20 protein-coding genes and 1 tRNA gene are annotated in these 20,024 nt (G+C 66.5%); 11 read left to right on the top strand and 10 right to left on the bottom strand.

Annotated elements, in window-relative coordinates:
- Positions 1-20 precede the first annotated feature (20 nt).
- Positions 21-93, bottom strand: a tRNA-Thr gene (locus JDV76_RS08895).
- Positions 94-271: 178 nt separating this feature from the next.
- Here JDV76_RS08895 and thrE point away from each other — a divergent pair.
- From thrE to otsB, 5 genes are all read left to right on the top strand, one after another.
- Positions 272-1,870, top strand: a complete 1,599-nt coding sequence (thrE, locus tag JDV76_RS08890; protein ID WP_248141065.1) for a threonine/serine exporter ThrE — start codon at positions 272-274, stop codon at positions 1,868-1,870.
- A 99-nt stretch (positions 1,871-1,969) separates the two neighbouring features.
- Positions 1,970-2,347, top strand: a complete 378-nt coding sequence (locus tag JDV76_RS08885; RefSeq protein WP_198736545.1) for a hypothetical protein — start codon at positions 1,970-1,972, stop codon at positions 2,345-2,347.
- 2 nt (positions 2,348-2,349) lie between these two features.
- Positions 2,350-3,822: an alpha,alpha-trehalose-phosphate synthase (UDP-forming) gene (locus JDV76_RS08880; RefSeq protein WP_248141063.1), complete on the top strand. Its 1,473-nt coding sequence runs from the start codon at positions 2,350-2,352 to the stop codon at positions 3,820-3,822.
- Positions 3,822-4,313, top strand: a complete 492-nt coding sequence (locus JDV76_RS08875) for a hypothetical protein (protein WP_198736544.1) — start codon at positions 3,822-3,824, stop codon at positions 4,311-4,313. Before JDV76_RS08880 ends, JDV76_RS08875 begins: the two co-directional genes overlap by 1 nt.
- A 29-nt stretch (positions 4,314-4,342) precedes the next feature.
- Entirely contained in the window at positions 4,343-5,104 is a 762-nt protein-coding gene (gene otsB, locus JDV76_RS08870) for a trehalose-phosphatase (protein WP_198736543.1), read from the top strand.
- 9 nt (positions 5,105-5,113) lie between these two features.
- Here otsB and JDV76_RS08865 read toward each other — a convergent pair whose 3' ends face one another.
- The gene (locus JDV76_RS08865) at positions 5,114-6,235 is read right to left on the bottom strand and encodes a LacI family DNA-binding transcriptional regulator (RefSeq protein ID WP_198736542.1); all 1,122 of its coding nucleotides are present in this window, start codon (positions 6,233-6,235) and stop codon (positions 5,114-5,116) included.
- A gap of 112 nt (positions 6,236-6,347) precedes the next feature.
- Between JDV76_RS08865 and JDV76_RS08860 the strand changes: the two genes are divergently transcribed.
- The 3 genes from JDV76_RS08860 (at position 6,348) to JDV76_RS08850 (ending at position 9,160) form a co-directional block, all read left to right on the top strand.
- Positions 6,348-7,376, top strand: coding sequence for a metal ABC transporter solute-binding protein, Zn/Mn family (locus JDV76_RS08860; protein ID WP_232959189.1), 1,029 nt, complete (start codon positions 6,348-6,350; stop codon positions 7,374-7,376).
- 116 nt (positions 7,377-7,492) lie between these two features.
- A complete protein-coding gene (locus JDV76_RS08855; RefSeq protein WP_198736541.1) occupies positions 7,493-8,194 on the top strand; it encodes a metal ABC transporter ATP-binding protein in 702 nt (233 codons plus the stop codon).
- 39 nt (positions 8,195-8,233) lie between these two features.
- Positions 8,234-9,160: a metal ABC transporter permease gene (locus JDV76_RS08850; protein WP_198736540.1), complete on the top strand. Its 927-nt coding sequence runs from the start codon at positions 8,234-8,236 to the stop codon at positions 9,158-9,160.
- A gap of 82 nt (positions 9,161-9,242) precedes the next feature.
- Here the strand turns inward: JDV76_RS08850 and rlmB are convergent, their stop codons facing one another.
- The 5 genes from rlmB to JDV76_RS08825 are packed head-to-tail and all read right to left on the bottom strand — an operon-like array spanning position 9,243 to position 13,513.
- Positions 9,243-10,190, bottom strand: a complete 948-nt coding sequence (rlmB, locus tag JDV76_RS08845) for a 23S rRNA (guanosine(2251)-2'-O)-methyltransferase RlmB (RefSeq protein WP_198736539.1) — start codon at positions 10,188-10,190, stop codon at positions 9,243-9,245.
- 15 nt (positions 10,191-10,205) lie between these two features.
- Positions 10,206-11,609, bottom strand: a complete 1,404-nt coding sequence (gene cysS, locus JDV76_RS08840) for a cysteine--tRNA ligase (protein WP_198736538.1) — start codon at positions 11,607-11,609, stop codon at positions 10,206-10,208.
- A 51-nt stretch (positions 11,610-11,660) separates the two neighbouring features.
- Complete coding sequence (gene ispF / locus JDV76_RS08835) at positions 11,661-12,149, bottom strand: 2-C-methyl-D-erythritol 2,4-cyclodiphosphate synthase (protein WP_198736537.1); 489 nt, start codon at positions 12,147-12,149, stop codon at positions 11,661-11,663.
- A complete protein-coding gene (gene ispD / locus JDV76_RS08830) occupies positions 12,142-12,885 on the bottom strand; it encodes a 2-C-methyl-D-erythritol 4-phosphate cytidylyltransferase (protein WP_248141081.1) in 744 nt (247 codons plus the stop codon). The genes ispF and ispD overlap by 8 nt, the downstream gene beginning before the upstream one ends.
- A 25-nt stretch (positions 12,886-12,910) precedes the next feature.
- The gene (locus tag JDV76_RS08825; RefSeq protein WP_198736535.1) at positions 12,911-13,513 is read right to left on the bottom strand and encodes a CarD family transcriptional regulator; all 603 of its coding nucleotides are present in this window, start codon (positions 13,511-13,513) and stop codon (positions 12,911-12,913) included.
- 312 nt (positions 13,514-13,825) lie between these two features.
- Here JDV76_RS08825 and JDV76_RS08820 point away from each other — a divergent pair, with 312 nt between their 5' ends.
- Positions 13,826-14,401 carry a hypothetical protein gene (locus JDV76_RS08820; protein WP_198736534.1) on the top strand — a complete coding sequence of 192 codons (576 nt, stop codon included), beginning with the start codon at positions 13,826-13,828 and terminating at the stop codon, positions 14,399-14,401.
- A gap of 422 nt (positions 14,402-14,823) precedes the next feature.
- Positions 14,824-16,245: a DNA repair protein RadA gene (gene radA / locus JDV76_RS08815; RefSeq protein ID WP_198736533.1), complete on the top strand. Its 1,422-nt coding sequence runs from the start codon at positions 14,824-14,826 to the stop codon at positions 16,243-16,245.
- 10 nt (positions 16,246-16,255) lie between these two features.
- Here the strand turns inward: radA and JDV76_RS08810 are convergent, their stop codons facing one another.
- Entirely contained in the window at positions 16,256-17,035 is a 780-nt protein-coding gene (locus JDV76_RS08810) for a hypothetical protein (protein ID WP_198736532.1), read from the bottom strand.
- 34 nt (positions 17,036-17,069) lie between these two features.
- Positions 17,070-17,717, bottom strand: a complete 648-nt coding sequence (locus tag JDV76_RS08805) for a carbonic anhydrase (RefSeq protein WP_198736531.1) — start codon at positions 17,715-17,717, stop codon at positions 17,070-17,072.
- Positions 17,718-17,804: 87 nt separating this feature from the next.
- On the opposite strand from JDV76_RS08805, the gene JDV76_RS08800 reads away from it, so the two are divergent.
- The gene (locus JDV76_RS08800; RefSeq protein WP_198736530.1) at positions 17,805-18,701 is read left to right on the top strand and encodes an HhH-GPD family protein; all 897 of its coding nucleotides are present in this window, start codon (positions 17,805-17,807) and stop codon (positions 18,699-18,701) included.
- On the opposite strand, the gene JDV76_RS08795 is transcribed toward JDV76_RS08800, so the two are convergent.
- On the bottom strand, positions 18,616-19,950 hold the full coding sequence (locus tag JDV76_RS08795) for a threonine/serine exporter family protein (RefSeq protein WP_198736604.1): 1,335 nt from the start codon (positions 19,948-19,950) through the stop codon (positions 18,616-18,618). The genes JDV76_RS08800 and JDV76_RS08795 overlap by 86 nt on opposite strands.
- Positions 19,951-20,024 lie beyond the last annotated feature (74 nt).

Here is a 20,024-nt window from a genome sequence, read left to right as displayed (position 1 = left end):
GTGGTTTCTCGGTCAGATCGAGCTGGAGATGGGACTCGAACCCACAACCGCCGGTTTACAAGACCGGTGCGCTACCAATTGCGCCACTCCAGCAACGCCCCGGCTCATGTCTCCAGGGCACGCGAGGATGATACCGGACGAGTACCGGTCAAGTCCAAGACGTGCGCCATCCAGCGCATGTTCCGTGCCCGGGCACACAGGGGTAAGCTGCTCCCGGTGCGCGGCACCGCGCGCTCCCACCAGTCGTTTTTCCGAAGGATCAGTAGCCGACGTGTCCGACATCTTGACCAGGCTGCGGCTGTTCCGGTCCCGTCAGGGTCGTTTCGCGACGATCGACGAGGCCAAAGCCGCTCCCCCACCCTCACCACTGGCTCCGATCGATCTCACCGACCCTGCACAGGTCACCGGGGTCATGGACCTCGCCGCCCGGATCGGTGGCTATCTGTTGTACTCGGGGACCGGTAACCACGACACCCGCGCCCACGTCCACACCGTGTGCTCCGCCTACGGGCTGCACTATGTACACGTCGACATCACCTTCAACACGATTCAGCTGTTCACCCAGATCGACACGGGCCAGAAGATCCCGATCACGGTGTTCCGGGTCGTGCCCAAACTGGACCTGGATTTCTCCAAGCTCGCCGAGATCGACCGCTTGATCCGCTCAATCCAGGCTGGCGCGACACCACCGAACGTCGCGGAACAGATCATGAACGATCTGACCTCGATGCCCCCGCCCTACGGGATCCGCACCGCTCTCGTCGGCTGGGCGGCCCTGGCCGCCGCCGTCGCCGTTCTGCTCGGCGGAGGCTGGCTGGTCTCGGTGATCTCCTTCCTCACGGCCCTGGTGATCATGGCCGGCCACATCTGGCTGGAAAAGAAGGGCCTACCGGAGTTCTACCGGAACATGTACGGCGGGTTCGTGGCCACCCTGCCTGCGGCCATGACCTACAACTGGGCGCTGGAGAACGGGATCAACCTGGCACCGGGGCAGATCATCGCCTCGGGGATCATCGTGCTGCTCGCCGGTCTGACGTTGGTACAGGCTATCCAGGACGGCATCACGGGGGCCCCAGTGACCGCCTCTGCCCGGTTCTTCCAGACGATCATGCTGACCGGCGGAATCATCGCCGGCGTCGCCATCGGGATTCAGGCGTCGACGGCGCTCGGGGTGACACTGCCCCCGCTCGAGGCGACGACGCCTGCCAACTTCGCCTCCTCCTCCGCGAAGGTTCTCGCTGGTGCTGCCGCGTCGGCCGCGTTCGCCGTGGCGGCGTTCGCGGAGTGGCCCTCGGTGTGGATCTCGGGGATCACCTCTTTCGCCGGCTCCGCCTGCTACTACTTCGTGCTGCTCCCCCTCGGTATGAGCCCGGTCGTCGGACTCGGCATCACGGCGACGATCATCGGCCTCGCTGGTGGTCTGCTCGCCCGGCGATTCCTCATTCCACCCCTGATCACGGCGGTCGCGGGCATTACTCCCCTCCTGCCTGGCCTGACGATCTACCGGGGCATGTACACCCTGCTCAATGAGCAGCTGGTGCAGGGATTCGGAAACATGGCGCTGGCGCTGGCCATCGGTTCCTCCCTGGCCGCCGGTGTGGTTCTGGGCGAATGGGTCGCACGGAAGCTGCGCCGACCGCCACCGCTGAACCGGTACACTAGCTTCGCTCGACGCAGCGCCTCATCCTTCCGGCATTCCAAGCCGGTGGAGAAGACGGCCCGGGTCGTCCGACGGACCGGGTCCGTCGTCAACCGTCGCCAGTACAGGGCCCGGAAAGCGGTACGGAGCGCAAAGACCCGGCACCCGGGCATGCCCGGTGGTGCCACCGGCGCCCCCGATTCACCGAATCACCCCGACCATCAGAACTGAACGCACCGGCACCCGCCGGGGCGGCATGTTCCCGGCGGCGCCGTGGCGTAGGATGAGCGGTGCGCAGCCCAGCCCTAGCCGACGATTCCAGGAGGATCAGTGCCGCCCAAGGTCACAGACACCCGCACCACAAACGCCGAGTCGCTCCACACAGTGGAGGAGAATACCGCGAAGGCGGCCCGCCGGATCGTCGCGACCTACTCCACCGATTTCTTCGACTGTGTCACCCTCGCATCCATGCTCGGTGTGGCTCCCGAAAGCCTGAACTACCGCAAGATCGCCGCGGAACACGCTGAGGCCACCGAAGCGGAGGCCACCAAGAGCCGCAAGAGGACCACGAAGAAGGCCACCACAAAGAAGACCACGGCGAAGAAGACGACGAAGAAAACCACCACAAAGAAGACCACGGCGAAGAAGACGACGAAGAAAACCACCACAAAGACCGCTGCGAAGAAGACCACGGCGAAGAAGGCCTGACCGTGAATGCCGCGCCACGCACCCCGGCGGAGGGCGGAAATGACTTCGTCGTTGTGGCGAACAGGCTCCCTGTCGACGTCACCGTCGCCCCGGAAGGAACCCGGAGTTTTACCCCGAGTCCCGGGGGACTCGTCACCGCGTTGAGTCCGGTCCTGGAGCGGAACTCCGGATGCTGGGTTGGCTGGCCCGGCACAGTCGGCGGCGGAATGGAACCCTTCCGCACGGATTCGGGGATCCTCCTGCACCCGGTGACACTCACATCGACGGACTACGAGGAGTTCTACGAGGGATTCTCCAACGCCACCCTATGGCCGCTCTATCACGATCTCATCGTGCCGCCCACCTATGACCGTTCATGGTGGGAGACCTACCGGGAGGTTAACTACACCTTCGCCCGCGAAGTGGCCTCCGTCGCCGCCGAGGGTGCGACGGTGTGGGTGCAGGACTACCAACTCCAGCTTGTCCCCGGTATTTTGCGACAGCTGCGCCCGGACCTGACGATTGGTTTCTTCCTGCACATCCCCTTCCCGCCTGCGGAGCTGTTCCGCCAGCTCCCTTGGCGGGAGGAGATCGTCCGCGGACTCCTAGGATCCGATGTCATCGGCTTCCATCTCCCCGAGAACGCCGACAACTTCCTCACCCTGGCGCGCTCTGTCGCGGGAACCCCAGGCTCGCACACCGGGCAGCCCGACAGTCTCAATGTCGAGGGTCAATCCTCGGTCCGGGAGATCACCGCGCACATCACCGCCCCCGACGGTCGTCGGGTCGGTGTCGCCGCGTTCCCTATCTCCATCGACACCGCCTCGGTGATCGAGAGTGCAGCACAGGTGGACGCCGCGGACATCCGACGCCGACTCGGTGACCCCGGGACGATGATTCTCGGGGTGGATCGACTCGACTACACGAAGGGCATTCTCCAGCGGCTTTCCGCCTACGAGGAGCTGCTGGAGTCCGGTGCTCTCGTTCCGCACGACTCGGTGATGCTGCAGATCGCCACCCCGTCGCGCGAGCGCCTGGAGCATTACCGTCGCACCCGCGCCAGGGTGGAGGAGGCCGTCGGCCGGATCAACGGGCGTTTCGCGGAGGTCGGACGACCCGTGGTCCACTACCTCCACCGTTCGCTGAACAAGCAGCAGCTCTTCGGCTGCTACGTCGCCGCCGACGTCATGCTCGTGACCCCTTTCAAGGACGGCATGAACCTGGTTGCGAAGGAGTACGTCGCCTGCCACGGTGACGGCTCAGGTGCCCTGGTTCTCAGTGAGTTCGCGGGCTCAGCCACCGAACTCAACCGGGCCTTCCTGTGCAATCCGCACGATGGGGACTCGGTGAAGCGCCAGCTGATGACCGCGGTGACGATGCTACGCGACAGTCCGGATGAGGCCCGCGACCGAATGCTGGCGATGCACCGCCAGGTCGTCGACCACGACGTGGACCTCTGGGCCCGGTCCTTCCTCGACGCCCTCCGGAGCCACTGATGGGTACCCGATTCCGAACATCGACGACGATCGTCGCCTTGGGGGCGCTCCTCCTCACCGGGTGCACCCAGGGCCAAGCTCCGGTGACCTCGTCGAACTGGCAGGTGACCAACGTGTACACCGATGCGGAGCACCCGAGCATCCTGCCCGACAGCCTCGCCGGACGCGCGCATCTCGCCTTCGGGGACAGCACCGTCGTCGGGGACACCGGCTGTGCCCCCTTCACCGGATCGGTGGACTTCCTCGACGGGGAGGGGGATCGGGTTGCCGCAACGGACCCCACCGCCGCAACCTTCGTGTTCCGGGACCTGCGTGTGCGCGAGGATGTCGACTGCGAGGGCGTCGACCTGTACTTCCACAACGGGCTCCTGCGGATCCTCCATGCCGGGGAGCTCACGGTCGCCCGCCCCCAGGACGGTGAACTACTACTGACGGACGCCACGGATCGGGCCGTCGACAAGCGGGCCGTGCGACTGACCACGTCGAGCTGATCAGAGGACACTCGAAGTACCATCTGGTCATGGACAACACCAGCCTCGACTCCAGACTCGATTCCGTCATCCAGGCACCCAGACTGCTCGTGATCTCCGATTTCGACGGCACCATCGCCGATTTCGCGGATGACCCCGAGAACGTTCCCGTCAACCGGGCCTCCATCGAGGCCCTCGAGACTCTGGGCGAGTTCCCGGACACCGGGGCGGTCATCCTCTCCGGTCGAGATCTGGCCACGCTCCGGCGGTTGTCCGGAACCAGAGACTCCGTCGAACTCGTCGGTAGCCACGGGGCGGAGAGCACCGGTGTTCCGGTTGAACCCACCGCCGCGCAGCGCCAACGACTCGACGCGGTGGGCAGGCGCCTCAACGATCTCATCGCGGGGCATCCCGGCGCCGCGGTGGAGTCCAAGCCTTTTCACCGGGTGCTGCACACGAGGCGGGTGGCCGACCGGGAACTCGGGGACCGGATCCTCCGTGAGGCGCTCGAGCTACATCCGGAGGGGATGCACGTATCCACCGGAAAGTGCATCGTGGAGTTTTCGGCGGTGTCCGTGAACAAGGGCACCTGGATCACCGGGGCCAAGAGTCGGGGCAACTGGGATTCCATCGTGTTCCTCGGCGACGATGTCACCGACGAGGACGGTTTCCGGGTTCTGGGGGACGGTGACCTGGGGATCAAGGTCGGGGACGGAGACACCGTGGCCGCGGGCCGCGTGCCGGACACCGATGGCGTGCGGATTGTCCTCGAGCGGCTCGCCGCGGAGCGGGCCGCCCATCTCACCCGCTGAGACGCCGGTTCAGCCGGTGGGCCGAGGCGGGGCGACCGTGCCGCCGGGCCGGAGCTTCGTCTCCAGCAGTTCGCGCTGCGACTCCTTGGTGGGCGGTTCCTCGTCCGACAGGCGCTGCTCGATGAGGCGGAAGAGCATCCGACCCGCCGCAGCCCCCTTTTCCCGGTTCGGCTGGATGACGGTGGTGAGATCCCTGGCCATGGCGGTGACGATCCCGTCGAAACCCGTGACCGACAACTGCTCGGGCACGGAGATCCCGCGGTCCGCGCAGTAGTCGAGGACACCGAGGGCCATTGAGTCCGTGGTGCAAAGCACCGCGGTGAGATCGGGATGGCACTCCAATAGCTCTCGGGCGGCATCGATGTTGTTCGCCCGGTCGTTGATGTGTCGCTCGACCACCGGCACGGTGGCCGGATCGATCCCCGCCGAGGCGAGGACGTCCAGTGCGCCGAGGACCCGGGACCGCTGCACGTGCAGGCCCGCGTGCTGCAGGCGTTCGGCCGACACCGGACCGTCGTTCTTCCGCCGGTCCAGCCGAATCGAGAGGATCCCGATCCTGCGGTGCCCGGCACCGATGAGCGTCTGTGCCGCGGGCGCGATCGCCGCACGGTCGTCGATTCCGACGAACGGGAGGCCCAGTTCATCGGCAGGCTGGTCGCAGATGACCAGCGGGAGCCGACGGTTCCGGGCCGCCTGCAGGTAGGGGTCGTCGGCGGCGACCGAGTACACGACGAAGCCGTCGATCACGGGTTGGTTGACCAGCTGGGCGGCGGCGGTGACGTCGACGGAACTGTCCGGGCCGACCGGGACCAGGGTGAGGCAGGTGTTTCCGCCGTAAGAGGCTTCCGCCATACCCGCGAGGAAGTCGACCGAGGCGAGATCCTCGAACGCGTAGGTGAGGTGCTCAGTCAACAGCACACCGATGGCCCCGGCACGGCGCGTCCGCAGCGACCGGGCCGTGGGGTGCGGCCCCGGGTAGCCGCGCTGCTCCGCGGTGGCGAGGATCTTCTCCCGCAGGGCTGCGGACAATTGTTCCGGACGGTTGTAGGCGTTGGAGACGGTTGTCCTCGACACTCCGAGTTCGGCGGCCAGAGACGCGAGCGTACCGCGCTGCCGATTACGTTTTGTCATGGTAAAAACCTAGCACCCGGTTCGGAACGGATCCGGTGCATGGTCGACCGGACAGATCATTTAAACGATAGTAAACTTGACAAAGGTTATCATTTGGCTGAAACTGGGTTTCATGATCAACAGTAGCCTCCGTCCCCTCCTCCACAATCTCCGGAGCCGCCCCGCCCGGACCACAGGTGCCGCACTTTTCGCCACCGGCATGGTCATGGCCGCCGCCGGTTGTTCACCGGGGAACGAGAACCCCGCTCCGGAATCAACGTCCTCGACTGAGCAGTCCAGCACCACCCAGGCGAAAGAAACCGGCGACAAGCTCAACATCGTCACCTCGACCCAGATCTGGGCCGACGTCGTGGACATGGTCGTCTCCGATCAGGACGCCGACATCCGCGCCATCATCGTCGGTGATTCCATCGACCCCCACTCATTCGAGCCGACAGCAGCCGACATGGCGCTGGCCAAGGAAGCCGATCTCATCGTGGTCGGTGGCGGCGGATACGACTCCTGGCTGTACCGCAACATGGATGAGTCGGTCATCATCCACGCTCTTCCCCTTACCGTCCACGACCACGACCATGGGGATGACCACGACCATGGGGATGACCACGAGCACGGACACGACCACGGTGACCTCGTGAATGAACACATCTGGTACGACCCGCACGCTGTCGAGGAGGTCGGGACCGAAGTCGCCGAGCGGGTTTCCGCACTACGTCCCGATGCGAAGGTCGACACCGGCAAGCTAGAGGAGAAGCTCTCCGCACTCGAGAGCAAGATGGACTCCATCCCGGCGGTTCGCGTCGCCCAGACCGAACCCATCGCGGACTACATCGTGGAGCACTCCCCCCTGACCGAGGCCACCCCCGAGGGATACCGGACCGCCACCCTCAAGGAATCCGAGCCCTCCGCAGCAGATTACGCAGCATTCACCGAGGCCCTGAAGAACGGTGAGATCGACGTCCTTATCTTCAACCCGCAGACCGCCACCGATGCGACCGAACGCCTCCGCGACGAGGCTCGGGGACACGGGATCCCGGTAGTCGAGGTCTTCGAGACCCCGTCCCGGAACGAGAACTTCTTCGACTTCTTCAGCGGCGCCGTCGAGCGCCTGAAGACCGGCGCAGATCAGGTCAAGAAGAACTGATTCCCAACCGGTCGCGTTCCACCCTGTAGCCTTCCATGCGGAGTCATCTTCCGCATGGAAGGCTCAACTACTGTCCGGGATGCTCTCCGGATGTCTGATCAGAAAGAACCACGATCATGGTCCTCACCTTCACCGGAGCTGCCGTCGACCCGCTTTTCTCGGATCTGAATCTGACGGTCGAGCCCGGCGAATTCCTGGCGGTTCTCGGACCCAACGGTGCCGGGAAGTCGACGCTCCTGCACACAGTCACCGGAACCCGCAGGCTCACCCGCGGCACGGTCTCGGTGGACGCACGAACCGGATTCATCCCTCAGCAACGGATGTTCTCCGCTGATCTTCCCTTACGTGCCCGGGACCTGATAAACCTCTCCGCCGCACACGGCGTGATCACGCGACGCCGGGCCAGGCGGGGCGCCGTCGAGGGACTGCTCCGGGAGGTCGGGGCGACGGGGATCGCGGACCGGCGGGTGGGCAACCTTTCCGGTGGCCAGCAGCAGCTGGTGCGCCAGGCGCAGGCTTTAGCCAACGATCCCGAGCTCCTGCTCTGTGATGAGCCCCTGCTCTCCCTCGACATGGGTGTACAGCAACGCACCGTGGATCTCATCGACCGTCGGCGCCGGGAAGCCGGAACAGCGGTCGTCTTCGTCACCCACTCCATCAACCCGGTCCTGCGGGTCGTCGACAGGGTGCTCTACCTCGCCCCGTACGGGCACGTACTCGGAGACGTGTCCGAGGTGATGCGCTCCGAAACCCTCTCCGAGCTCTACGGCACGCGCGTCAAGGTCGCAGAGGTCAACGGCCGGCTCATCGTCCTCTGACTCATCCCACCGATCCGCCCATCGACCCGAGGAACAACCATGGACATGACCCAGTTCATCACCGACACTCGCTACCTGCTCGGTGTCGACTTCGTGCGGGATTCCCTGATCGCCGCGGGACTGCTCGGGATCCTCTCCGGAATCATGGCCCCGCTGATTGTGCTGCGCCGGATGTCCTTCGCGGTCCACGGTACAAGTGAACTCGCTCTCATGGGCGCCTCGGCAGCACTCCTGCTCAGCGTCAACGTCGGTGTCGGCGCCGTGGTGGGCTCCATCGTGGCGGCCATCGTTCTCGCATTACTGGGCATGCGGCAGCAGGACACGGCCGTCGGTGTGGTCCTGAGTTTCGGCATGGGGCTGTCGGTACTGTTCATCCATCTGTACCCGGGGCGATCATCCAACGCATTCGCGCTACTCACCGGCCAGATCGTCGGCGTGCAGTCGAGCTCGGTGTGGTTATTGGCCGGGATCACGGCCCTGGTCGTAGGATGCGTCGTCATATTCTGGCGGCCGATCCTGTTCGCCTCCGCGGACCCGCAGATGGCCGCAGCGGCCGGGGTCAACGTGCACCTGGTCGCCGTCGGGTTCGCGGTCCTCGTCGGGCTCTCCGCGGCCGAGGGGGTGCAGATCGTCGGTGCGCTACTGGTGATCTCCCTGTTGATCACACCGGGTGCCGCGGCCGCCCAGGTGACTTCCAGCCCGGTCCGTGCGGTCGTGCTGTCGACCGTGTTCGCCGAGGTCGCCGCACTCGGTGGTTTCGTTATCTCGCTCGCCCCCGGACTACCGGTGAGCGTGTTCGTGACCTCGATCTCGTTCGCAATCTACCTCGTCTGCCGCCTCATCGGGTACTTCCGGGGGCGGACGGCGCAGCGGGATGAAGACGCCCTCCGGCTCCGTGCCCAGGGTGGACTGCAGGAGATCGGCGACCACGCCCCGGAACCGACGCGGACCGAGCCGACGGTGTAGCGACCACCACCTGCGAAGCACGAACGGCCCCACCGTCATACCGGTGGGGCCGTTTCTCACGTCTGTCACGGACGGTGGTACGTCACTTCAGCTGTGCACGACGCTGACGGGCGAACTCACTGAGGACGACGCCCGCGGCGACGGACGCGTTGAGTGATTCCACCCAGTCGGCCATGGGCACGGACAGGGTAACGTCGCAGGTCTCGCCGACGAGCCGGGAGATTCCCTTGCCTTCACTGCCGACGACGAGGACCGTGGGACCGGTTCCGTCGTAGGTGTCGAGGGTGTGGTCGCCTCCGGCGTCGAGCCCGACGACCTGGTAGCCGGCCTTCTGGAACTGCTTGAGGGTACGGGTCAGGTTGGTGGCCTTCGCCACCGGGAGACGCGCCGCGGTACCCGCGGAGGTACGCCAGGCGACGGCGGTGACCGATGCCGAGCGGCGTTCCGGGATGACGACGCCGTGTCCGCCGAACGCGGCGACGGAGCGGATGACCGCGCCGAGGTTGCGGGGGTCGGTGACGTTGTCGAGGCAGACGATAAGCCCGGGTTCGCCCCGCTCGTTGACCTGCTCAATGAGGTCCTCGACCGCCGAATAACGGAACGGGGGCATCTGCAGACCGATGCCCTGGTGCATGCCGTTGCCGGTCATGTGGTCCAGGTCAGCACGCGGTACCTCGATGATGGAGATGCCACGGTGACCGGCGAGCTGCACGGCCTCAGTCAGGCGCTCGTCGCTCTCGGTGCCGAGGGCGACGTAAAGGGCATTGGCGGGCGCCTTGGCGCGCAGGCACTCGACGACGGGGTTGCGCCCCACGACGAGCTCGGTGGTCTCCTCCTTGATGTGGCGGCCGCGTGCGCGTCGCTCGGCCTCCTTTTTCCGCTTGTGCGCGGGGTGGTAGGTGCGGTCCTCAGCCTTCGGGGTGGGGCCTTTGCCCCGCAGACCACGACGGCGTTGGCCACCGGATCCGACCTGGGGGGCCTTCTTGTCGGTCTTGCGCACCGCTCCGGTGCGCTTGGTGTTTCCAGCCATGTTGCTTCAGGGGCCTTACTTGTCGTCGGTGTTGGTCCGCAACGACCACTGTGGGCCGTCGGCGGTGTCGGTGATCTCGATGCCCGCCGCCGCCAGGCGGTCGCGCACCTCATCTGCTGTCGCCCAGTCCTTCGCCGCGCGGGCGGCGGTGCGGCGGTCAAGTTCAGCCCGGATCAGGGTGTCCAGGGCCTTGCTTGCAGCGTCATCGGTGCCACCGGACGCGGTCCGGGAGGCGGTCCAGGTATCGGACTGGGGGTCGACACCAAGGATGGCCATCATCGCACGGATCTGACCTGCGAGGCGAACCGCTTCATCCCGGTCACCCGCGGCGAGGACCGTGTTTCCGGCGCGGACCGCGTTGTGTACCTCGGCCAACGCAGCCGGGACCCCGAGATCGTCATCCATCGCGGCGGCGAAGCGCTCGGTCCACGTGGTGCGTTCAACGGGGCCCACCCGGTCCAGGAAGGCCTCAATGCGGCGGTACCCGGTTGCCGCGTCGGCGAGGGTCTGCTCGGAGTACTCGAGCATGGACCGGTAGTGGGCGCTACCGAGGTAGTAGCGGAGCTCAACGGGGCGCACGAGAGTGAGGACATGCGGGACGGAGAGCACGTTGCCGAGGGACTTGCTCATCTTCTCTCCGGCCATGGTGACCCAGCCGTTGTGCATCCAGTAGCGGGCGAATCCATCGCCTGCCGCGGTCGCCTGGGCGGCCTCGTTCTCATGGTGCGGGAACTTCAGGTCCAGTCCTCCGCCGTGGATGTCGAACTCCTCGCCGAGGTATTTGGTGGCCATGGCCGAGCACTCGAGGTGCCAACCGGGACGACCGTCCCCCCACGGCGTCGGCCAAGACGGTTCGCCCGGTTTGGCGGCCTTCCACATGGTGAAGTCACGCGGGTCCCGTTTGCCGGTGCCCGCCGATTCGCCCTGGTCGAGTTCGTCGAGGCGTTGTCCGGAGATCTTCCCGTAGCCCTCGATGGTGACCGGTGAGCAGTAGACGTTGCCGTCCGCGGCGTAGCCGTGGCCGGCGTCGATGACCCGCTGCATGTACTCGATCATCTCGGTGACGTGGCCGGTGGCCCGGGGTTCGAGGGACGGGGGGCGGACACCGAGCTGATCATAAGCCCAGGTGAAGGCACGCTCGTGGGTCGCGGCCCACTCCCACCAGGGGCGTCCGGCCTCGGCGGCCTTGGTGATGATCTTGTCGTCGATGTCGGTGACGTTGCGGACAAACGCCACGTCGAGGCCCTTGGCCTCGAGCCAGTTACGGAGGATGTCGAACGCGACACCGCTGCGGACGTGGCCGATGTGCGGAACCGACTGGACCGTCGCACCGCACAGGTACACCGAGGCGTGCCCGGGGCGCAGGGGCACGAAGTCGCGGAGGGTACGGGTCGCTGAGTCATAGATTCGCAGAGTCACGGCCCCCATCCTATCTGCCGTACCCCCGGGCTCGGGCGGTGGGAGGACCGGTCAGGCCGCGGGGTACACCAGTGCGGTGGCGACGGCGGCACGTCCCTCGCCTCGCCCCGTGAAGCCCATGCGGTCGGTCGTGGTGGCGGAGATGTTGACCGGGGCACCAAGGATACCGGCGATGGTCTCCCGGGCTTCGGCCCGGCGCGGCCCCATCTTCGGAGTGTTGCCGATCAGCTGCACGGCGGCGTTTCCGATCACCCAGCCGTTGGTCTCCAGAAGTTCGCGTGCCTCGCGGAGCAGGCGGGCTCCGGAGACCCCGTCGTATTCGGCACGGCCCACTCCGACAAAGGAACCGAGATCGCCGAGTGACGCCGCGGACAGCAGAGCATCGACGAGCGCGTGGGCGACGACGTCCCCGTCGGAGTGGCCCTCACAGCCGTCTGCGCCCTCGAAGTGCAGGCACGCGATCCAGCAGTCCTTGCCGACCTCGATCTGATGGGCGTCGGTACCGATGCCGACGCGCGGGATGATGGGGGTCTCAGTCACCGGGAACCTCAAAGATAGTGGGTTCTGCCTCGTCGGTGATGTGCCGGGCGAGGATCATGTCCATGGGCGTGGTCACCTTCAGCGCCATCGGATCCCCCTTCACGCAGGTTACGGTGTGCCCCGCCCATTCCATCAGCGAGGCGTCGTCGGTGGCGGTGAAGCCGGGGGCGTCCGAGCTGAAGTAGGCGATGTTCGCGGCGCGCAGTGCGGCGAGGTCGAAGCCCTGCGGGGTCTGGACGGCGCGGAGGTCGGAGCGGGGCGGGGTGTCAACGACGTGGTCACCGTCGACGACCTTGATGGTGTCGGTCACCGGGACCACGGGGATCACCGCGACCTCGCCGCGACGCACGCGGTGGACGACACGGGCGATGAGCCCCGGCGGGGTGAGGGCGCGGGCCGCGTCGTGGATGACGACGACACCGTCGTCCGAGTCGATGGCGCGGAGCCCGGCCCAGACCGAATCGGCGCGTTCGCCGCCGCCGTGCACCAGCCGGACGGGCAGGCCCGGGTCGTCGAGCAGCCCCGCACGGTCGAGGATCGTGCGAGCGTAGTCGGCCATGTCCGGACTGACCAAAACGATCACGTCGTCGATGACGCCCGAGGTGGCCATGGCACGGACGCTGCGCTCAACGAGGGTCATGCCGCGCAGCGACACGAACGCCTTCGGAACCGGGGCACCCAGTCGCGTCCCACGCCCGGCGGCCGCGAGAAGCGCGGTCACCCGGCGGTCATCCACGGTGACTGACACTGTGCACTGGGGGCTAGTCGTCGTCGGAGTCAAGATCGACGTCGTCGAGGTTGACGTCCGGGACCTCACCGTCGTCACCGTCGTCCTTCCCCGGAGCGTCCGCATCGTCCCCGGCCACGGCGCTGTGCCGTTCGATGGTGGCCTCCATCTGAGCCTCCAGGTCATCGGCCTTGGCGTCGTCGACGCCCTCGGCGAGCGCGAGTTCACCGACGAGCACCTGCCGGGCTTTCGCCAGCATCCGCTTCTCACCTGCCGACAGGCCACGATCCTGGTCGCGCCGCCAGAGATCGCGGACGACCTCGGCCACCTTGTTCACGTCGCCCGAGGCGAGACGTTCCTGGTTTGCCTTGTACCGGCGCGACCAGTTGCCTGCCTCCTCGACATCGGTTTCGCGGAGAACCCCGAAGACCTTCTGCAGGCCCTCCTCGCCGACGACATCACGGACGCCGACGAGCTCGGCGTTCTTCATGGGGACCCTGACGGTCAGGTCTGACTGGTGGATCTGCAGGACCAGATAGTCAAGCACCTCGCCGCCGATCTCCCGGCTCTCGATCGCCTCGATCACGGCCGCTCCGTGATGCGGATAGACGACGGTGTCGCCGACCTTGAAATCCATGCCCACTTGGTGCACCTTCCTGCGCCCACCGGCGCCACGGTGAATATTCACTGTTGCGGGAGTGATTCTATCACGCCCGCAACCAGCCGTTTTGTCCGAACTCCCGAAGCGGTGACGTGCACGAATCCACCACGGATCCACGTCCAGCCCTTGGATATCGGGCATGCGAGTGGCAGTTGACGCAATCAAAGGATTGCCCCCACCCTCCCCCTCCTCCGGTCGCGGGAACTGTGTGGAGAGTCTGAACAACAGCTAGAGTAAGGGCAACAACTGCCTTACCCGAAAGCCTTCCGATGGAGGACACTGAAAGTGATGACCACCAAGACCGTGAAAGGCGCGGCAGCGGCCCTTGCCGCCGTTGCGGCGGCCCTGACCTTGAGCGCCTGCAGCTCCGGCCAGATCTCCCAGACAGCAGACCAGGTCGCCGCGGTTGACGGTGCCCGAGCGGACACCGCGGACGGAAAGCTGGCTGTCCGTGACGTCACCGTCGAGGTCAACGGAAGCCCGACCGCGTCGCTCCGGTTCACCCTGGTGAACCAGGACACCGACATGACGGTCCACGGGCTGAAGAGCGTCACCGTCGACGGTGAAAAGGTATCCCTCAAGGGCAATGCCGACCTCAAGCGTGACTGCTCCATCGTGGCCGGCTCCCGGGAACACCTGGACGCGCTGCCGGAGGCCGGTGACGGCATCTGCATCACCCGGGTGGTCACCTCGGTCCGGGACAAGGGCTTCCCCCCGGGAGGTAACGCCGATGTCGTGTTCACCTTCGACAACGGCCAGACCATCGATCTTGCCGCGACGATCGCCGCCCCCACCCTGGCACCGGTCGACATCGACCGCACCAACCAGAGCGGCGACGGGCACGGAGAGCATTCCGGACACTGACCGATCACCCCCTCCACGAACCGGCACCTTCCCGATGCGGGAGGAGCCGGTTTTCGTTTTCCACCATTTGTGCACATGCGGCTGACTGCCGAGAAACCAATCCTGCCCCGCCAAGTGCCGTCCGCATGGGACAGTGCCCCGGCGAACCTGTGGGGCGCCTGTCCAGACGACTCTCAGCCGCAGGGCCGACGGTGGATTGCGGTGTCCGCCCTCCCGGTCTCGCCCGTCATGATGATCCGTTGATGGTTGCTGGATTGGCCGTGGGCCCGGTTTCGTCGGTTGTCGCTCCCAGGCCCCGCTAGCAGCGCGGTGGCCTGGCGCCCCGAACCCCGACCGGTAGAACAGCCGGACATCGCCGGAAAACGACCGCATTCGAACTGCCTTTCGTATCCGCGTCGGGTCCACACGTTAGGGTGATCCCCATGGCGAAGAAACCGCGCAGCGTGCACACCTGTTCAGAGTGCGGCTACAGCACACCGAAGTGGTTGGGCCGCTGCCCCGACTGCGGCGGCTGGGGCACGCTCACGGAGTCCCGTACCCCCTCCGGCGGTGGCTCCGGCGCCGCCACCGCCGCAGTGGGGGGAACGCTGCCCACCGGTCTGGCGCCGACGTCACCGGCTGTCCCGATCAACCGCATCGATCCGGCGACCGCACGGACCGTCTCCACCGGAATCGGCGAGCTGGACCGGGTCCTCGGAAACGGTATCGTCCCCGGCTCGGTGGTACTGCTCGCGGGTGAACCCGGCGTGGGGAAGTCGACACTCCTGCTGGAGGTGGCCGCCCGCTGGGCGGCCCAGCCCTCTGCGACGGCCCGAACGGACGATCCGCACGCTGGTACCCGGACCGCCCTCTACATCACCGCAGAGGAGTCCGCGGGCCAGGTTCGGATGCGGGCCCAGCGCACCGGGGGACTCCAGCCCACGTTGTACCTCGCCGCGGAATCGGACCTCGACGTGGTCTTCGGGCACGTCGAACAGCTCAAGCCGAGTCTGCTCATCGTGGATTCCGTCCAGACCATGCACATCAGCGGAGTCGAGGGCGTGGCAGGTGGTGTAGCGCAGTCCCGTGCCACCACCGCCGCACTGACGACACTCGCCAAGACATCCGGGATACCGGTGCTCCTCGTCGGGCACGTGACCAAGGACGGGTCCGTGGCAGGCCCCCGAGTACTCGAGCACCTGGTCGATGTGGTCCTGACCTTCGAGGGTGACCGCCATTCCTCGCTGCGGATGCTGCGCGGCATCAAGAACCGTTTCGGGGCCACTGACGAAGTGGGGTGTTTCGAGCAGACCGGCGAAGGGATCAGGGAGGTGGCGGACCCTTCGGGTCTGTTCCTGTCCCACCGTGACTCCACGCCCGACGGCACCGCGGTGACGGTCGCCATGGACGGGGTGCGCCCGATCCTCGCGGAAGTGCAGTCACTCCTGGTGCCCACGCAGTCGAAGAATCCACGGCGGGCCGTCACCGGCCTCGACGCGACCCGGGTGCCCATGGTGCTCGCGGTTCTCTCGGCTCGCGCAGGTCGTCCATCCTTCGACCGGGAGGTGTACATCGCCACCGTGGGTGGCATGAAGGTCGGGGAACCGGCAGCAGACCTCGCGGTCGCACTCGCCACGGTGTCCGCGATGGACGGTCGCCCGCTGCCGCCGAAAACCGTAGTCCTGGGCGAAGTCGGGCTCGCCGGGGAGATCAGGCGGGTCCCGGACCTGCGGCGCCGGCTGCAGGAGGCGGCGCGCCTGGGGTACGTGTCCGCTGTCGTCCCCGCCGGGGAGAAACTCAGCGTACCGGGAATGCGGATCACCCGGGTCTCCACCATCGGGGAGGCGATCACCGCCCTCGGCTGAGGGCGGTGCATCACATCAGGTTAAACGGATGTGCATCCGAATGGTTATCGCCGACGAGGGTGTGCAGGTAGTATCCGCCAGCAGGAACCTGCGCCCGCGCCGCGCAGCTGCCCGGCGCGGAGTTCGTCCTGGACCAGACCGCTTCGTAGTAGCGCTCCTCCCCCGCGGGGAAAGTCCGCTCGGTGACATCCACGGCGGGATTGCAGTCCACGTCGGACCAGACGCGGCGGTTCGTCGCCAGGTCGTAAACCTCGAAGCGGAGCACGTCCTTCCCCAGGTCGATGACACAGTCGGCGGCTGTCGGGTTCGTGACCGTCATATAGAACCTGGGCTGGACATCAGGGGCGTAGGCAACCTGGTCCGAGGTGGCGGTGACGATGAGGTCGCTGAGCGCGCAGGTCGTCTTCGGCTCCGGCGAGGGCGACTCGGTGGTCATCGCTGCGGACGCCTCCGATGACGCGTAGGGCTTGTCTCTCTCCGACTCGTCAGCGGGCCGTCTGGCGGTGGTCCCGGACATCGACCCATCCCCGTCAGCGGCGGAGGTCGTGGACGCCCGGGAGGTACCCGATGCGGGTGTCACCTGAGTGGAGGTGGTGGTTTCGGATCCCTCCGCAGCGGTCGGCTGCGGGTTGTCCCCACCAGCGAGTGCCACGATCAGCCATCCGACCAGGAACACGACGATGATCAGCACGACACCTGCCGCCACCCGGCGGCGGATGTAGATCTCTCTGGGCAGTCGACGGTTTCTGTTGTCCACGAACCCGAGTGTATGCGGAGCCGAGCCGCACATGTGTCAGTCCTGCGGCGTGTCCCTGTTTGTTTTGTCAGTCGTCGTTGACGCCGATGGTGACCACGGGCTCCGCCATTCCGTCGGACAGACGGTACCGAACACCGACGATGCCACACGTTCCCTTGGCTACCCGGGCCTTGATCTCAGGTGACCGGGACAGGACCTGGTCGACTGTCTCGGCCACGTGATGCGCCTCGAACTCCTCGATGGTCCGGCGCCCCGCCGCCCGGGCGTCAAGGATCGAGGGGCTGACCTTCTCAATGAGCACGCGCTGGAATCCACCGGGGATCTCGTGCCCGTCCAGTGCCGCCATCGTCGCCCCGACGGCGCCGCAGGACTCGTGCCCGAGCACGACGACGAGCGGAACGTGGAGGGACTCCACCGCGTACTCCAGCGAACCGAGGACGGCGAGGTCGATGATCTCACCCGCAGTGCGGATGACGAAGACGTCACCGAGGCCCTGGTCGAAGATGAGTTCCACGGGTACCCGAGAGTCGGAGCATGCGAGGACCACCGCCAGCGGTTCCTGCCCCTGCGTCAGTTGGCTGCGTCTCAGAGCGTCCTGGTTCGGGCGTTCCACCGAGAAGTTCATGAAACGACGGTTGCCCTCCATCAGCGCGGCCCACACGGCCTTCGGGTTACGGGGGGTCCGGTCTTCATCCGGTGAAAGGGTATTCGTCATGACTCAATTGTGCACCGTCTGCGTCGGTGGCGGGAGGTTATGGGCGAAGTGTTACCGCCAGGCAAAACCGGATAGACTCGTGCCCTTGTGATCACACCGACTCTCCTACGCTGGTACGAAGCCAATCGGCGTGACCTGGTGTGGCGTACTCCGGCGACGGGGGCGTGGGGGGTTCTACTGTCCGAGGTAATGAGCCAGCAGACCCCCGTCCGGAGGGTTGAACCGCTCTGGTGCGAATGGATGCAACGCTGGCCGACCCCGGCGGATCTCGCTGCAGCCGGCACCGATGAGGTGCTGCGTGCGTGGGGACGACTCGGGTATCCGAGACGTGCACTCCGCCTGCAGGAGTGTGCGGTGGCCATCACGGAACGTCATGGCGGTCGGGTACCCGACGACGTCGATGAGCTGCTCGCCCTTCCCGGGATAGGTGACTACACGGCGCGGGCGGTGGCGGCCTTCGCCTACGGGAAGCCCGTTCCGGTGGTCGATACGAATGTGCGGCGGGTGTACCGGCGACTGGTGGATGGACGGTTCCTGGCCGGGTCACCACGCCGCCGGGATCTCGATGACGTCGCGGCGATTCTGCCCGAGGATCCGAAACTTGTCCCACAGTTCTCGGTGGCCTTGATGGAACTCGGCGCGCTGCTATGTACCGCGGCCCGCCCGAACTGCGGAGCCTGCCCCGTGCGGGTGGATTGTGCCTGGCAACAGGCCGGCTGCCCCGAGCCGACCGCGGATGAGTTGGGTGCAGCGAGGAAGCGGGTGCAGAAGTTCGTGGGCACCGATCGCCAGGTACGCGGGAAGATCATGGCCGTGCTACGGGACGCGGACGGGCCTGTCGACCGGTCTCGGGTGGACTCCGTGTGGCCCGATGAGGCTCAGCGCACACGCGCGCTCGTCAGTCTGCTCGGCGACGGTCTCGCCGAGGAGGACGAGGCAGGTCGGATAGGTCTGCCCCGCCGGGGTGCTGCGATGGATCGCTGAGCTGCTTGTGCAGATCGATGGTCCGACCGTAGGCCCAGTCCCGATCGGTGAGCATCCGGGCCAGCGCCAGGCCCGCCGCGATGCTAACAACGACCAGCGCAGCCGAGGCGGCCGCCGACATCGCGAGGTCCATGTCTCCGGTGTTCAGCGCGTACATCGAGGTGTACATGGCGACGCCGGGGATCATGATGACGGACGCCGGCACCGTCACGGTGATTCGCGGAACCCGGGCGGACCGGTGAATGAGCGCGGTGATCACACCGATGAGCACGCCTGCGATGAATGCGGCGAGGTGCTGAGGCACCTGATGGAAGACGAGCAGGATCCGGAACATGTTCGCGACCATCGCGATGGACGCCCCGAGCAGGACCATGCGGCGTGAGCAGTTGAACAGCAGGGCGAACCCGGCGACTCCCGCGAAGCTCGCAGCGGCGGCTGCCACCCACCACATGGTGGACGGCGGGCCGGGGCTGGCGGGCAGCGGGTTGAGCCCGGTGACCAGGCTGACCATCCCGACGGAGATCGTCGCCGTGATGATGACACTCACCGCGTAGGTCAGCCGGGAGATCCCGGCGGTGATGTCGAATCTGGTCAGATCCAGCAGCGCGGAGAAGAGCGGGAACCCGGGGATGAGGAACAGGACGGCGGCGACGTAGCCTGCGGCGAAGGAGGTCGTGTCGGTGTTCCCGATCATCCCTATAACTACCGTGACCGCCCAGTAGACGAGGCAGGCCATGGATCCCGCGGCGGCCACCGTGCCAAGCTGGTTGAAGTGCCGCCGTCCGAGCGTCACCCGGATGAACTGCCCACACGCGGCCGAGACCGCGACGACGGCGGCCTCACTCGCCGGATAGCGATTCAGTATCGCGAAGGAGGCGCAGGCGACACCAGCGGCGAGGGCGAGCAGTAACCGCGACCAGCGTTTGACTACGTTACGTTCGATACTGTCCAGCTGATGGTTGAGCTCATCCACCGTGAACCTGCGGTGCATGTGGTGGGTGAGGTCCTCGAGGGCCTCGATCCTGGAGGCATCGACCGACGGCTCGTGATGGTTCGCGACGACGGTACGGAACATGTCGCCGCGGTGGAACGTGCACGTGATGGTGTTGACCGACACGATCGCATCCAACCGGTCAAAACCGAGGGACCGGGCGGCCCGCTTCATCGCGCGCAGCACCCGGTATCCGCCGGTACCTGCTGCCGTCATCATCAGACCGAGACGAAGAACCGCGTCGGCCTCCCGCCCCATCTGCTGCTGGAGCTGCATCAGCTGCTGCAGCTCGCCGTCCGATCGGCTGTCACTCGCCACAACCAGTCACCTTT

Source organism: Corynebacterium marambiense, assembly GCF_016342275.1.
Taxonomy (GTDB): domain Bacteria; phylum Actinomycetota; class Actinomycetes; order Mycobacteriales; family Mycobacteriaceae; genus Corynebacterium; species Corynebacterium marambiense.
Note: the sequence above shows the minus strand (reverse complement) of the source record. Positions and strands in the feature narration are given on the sequence as shown.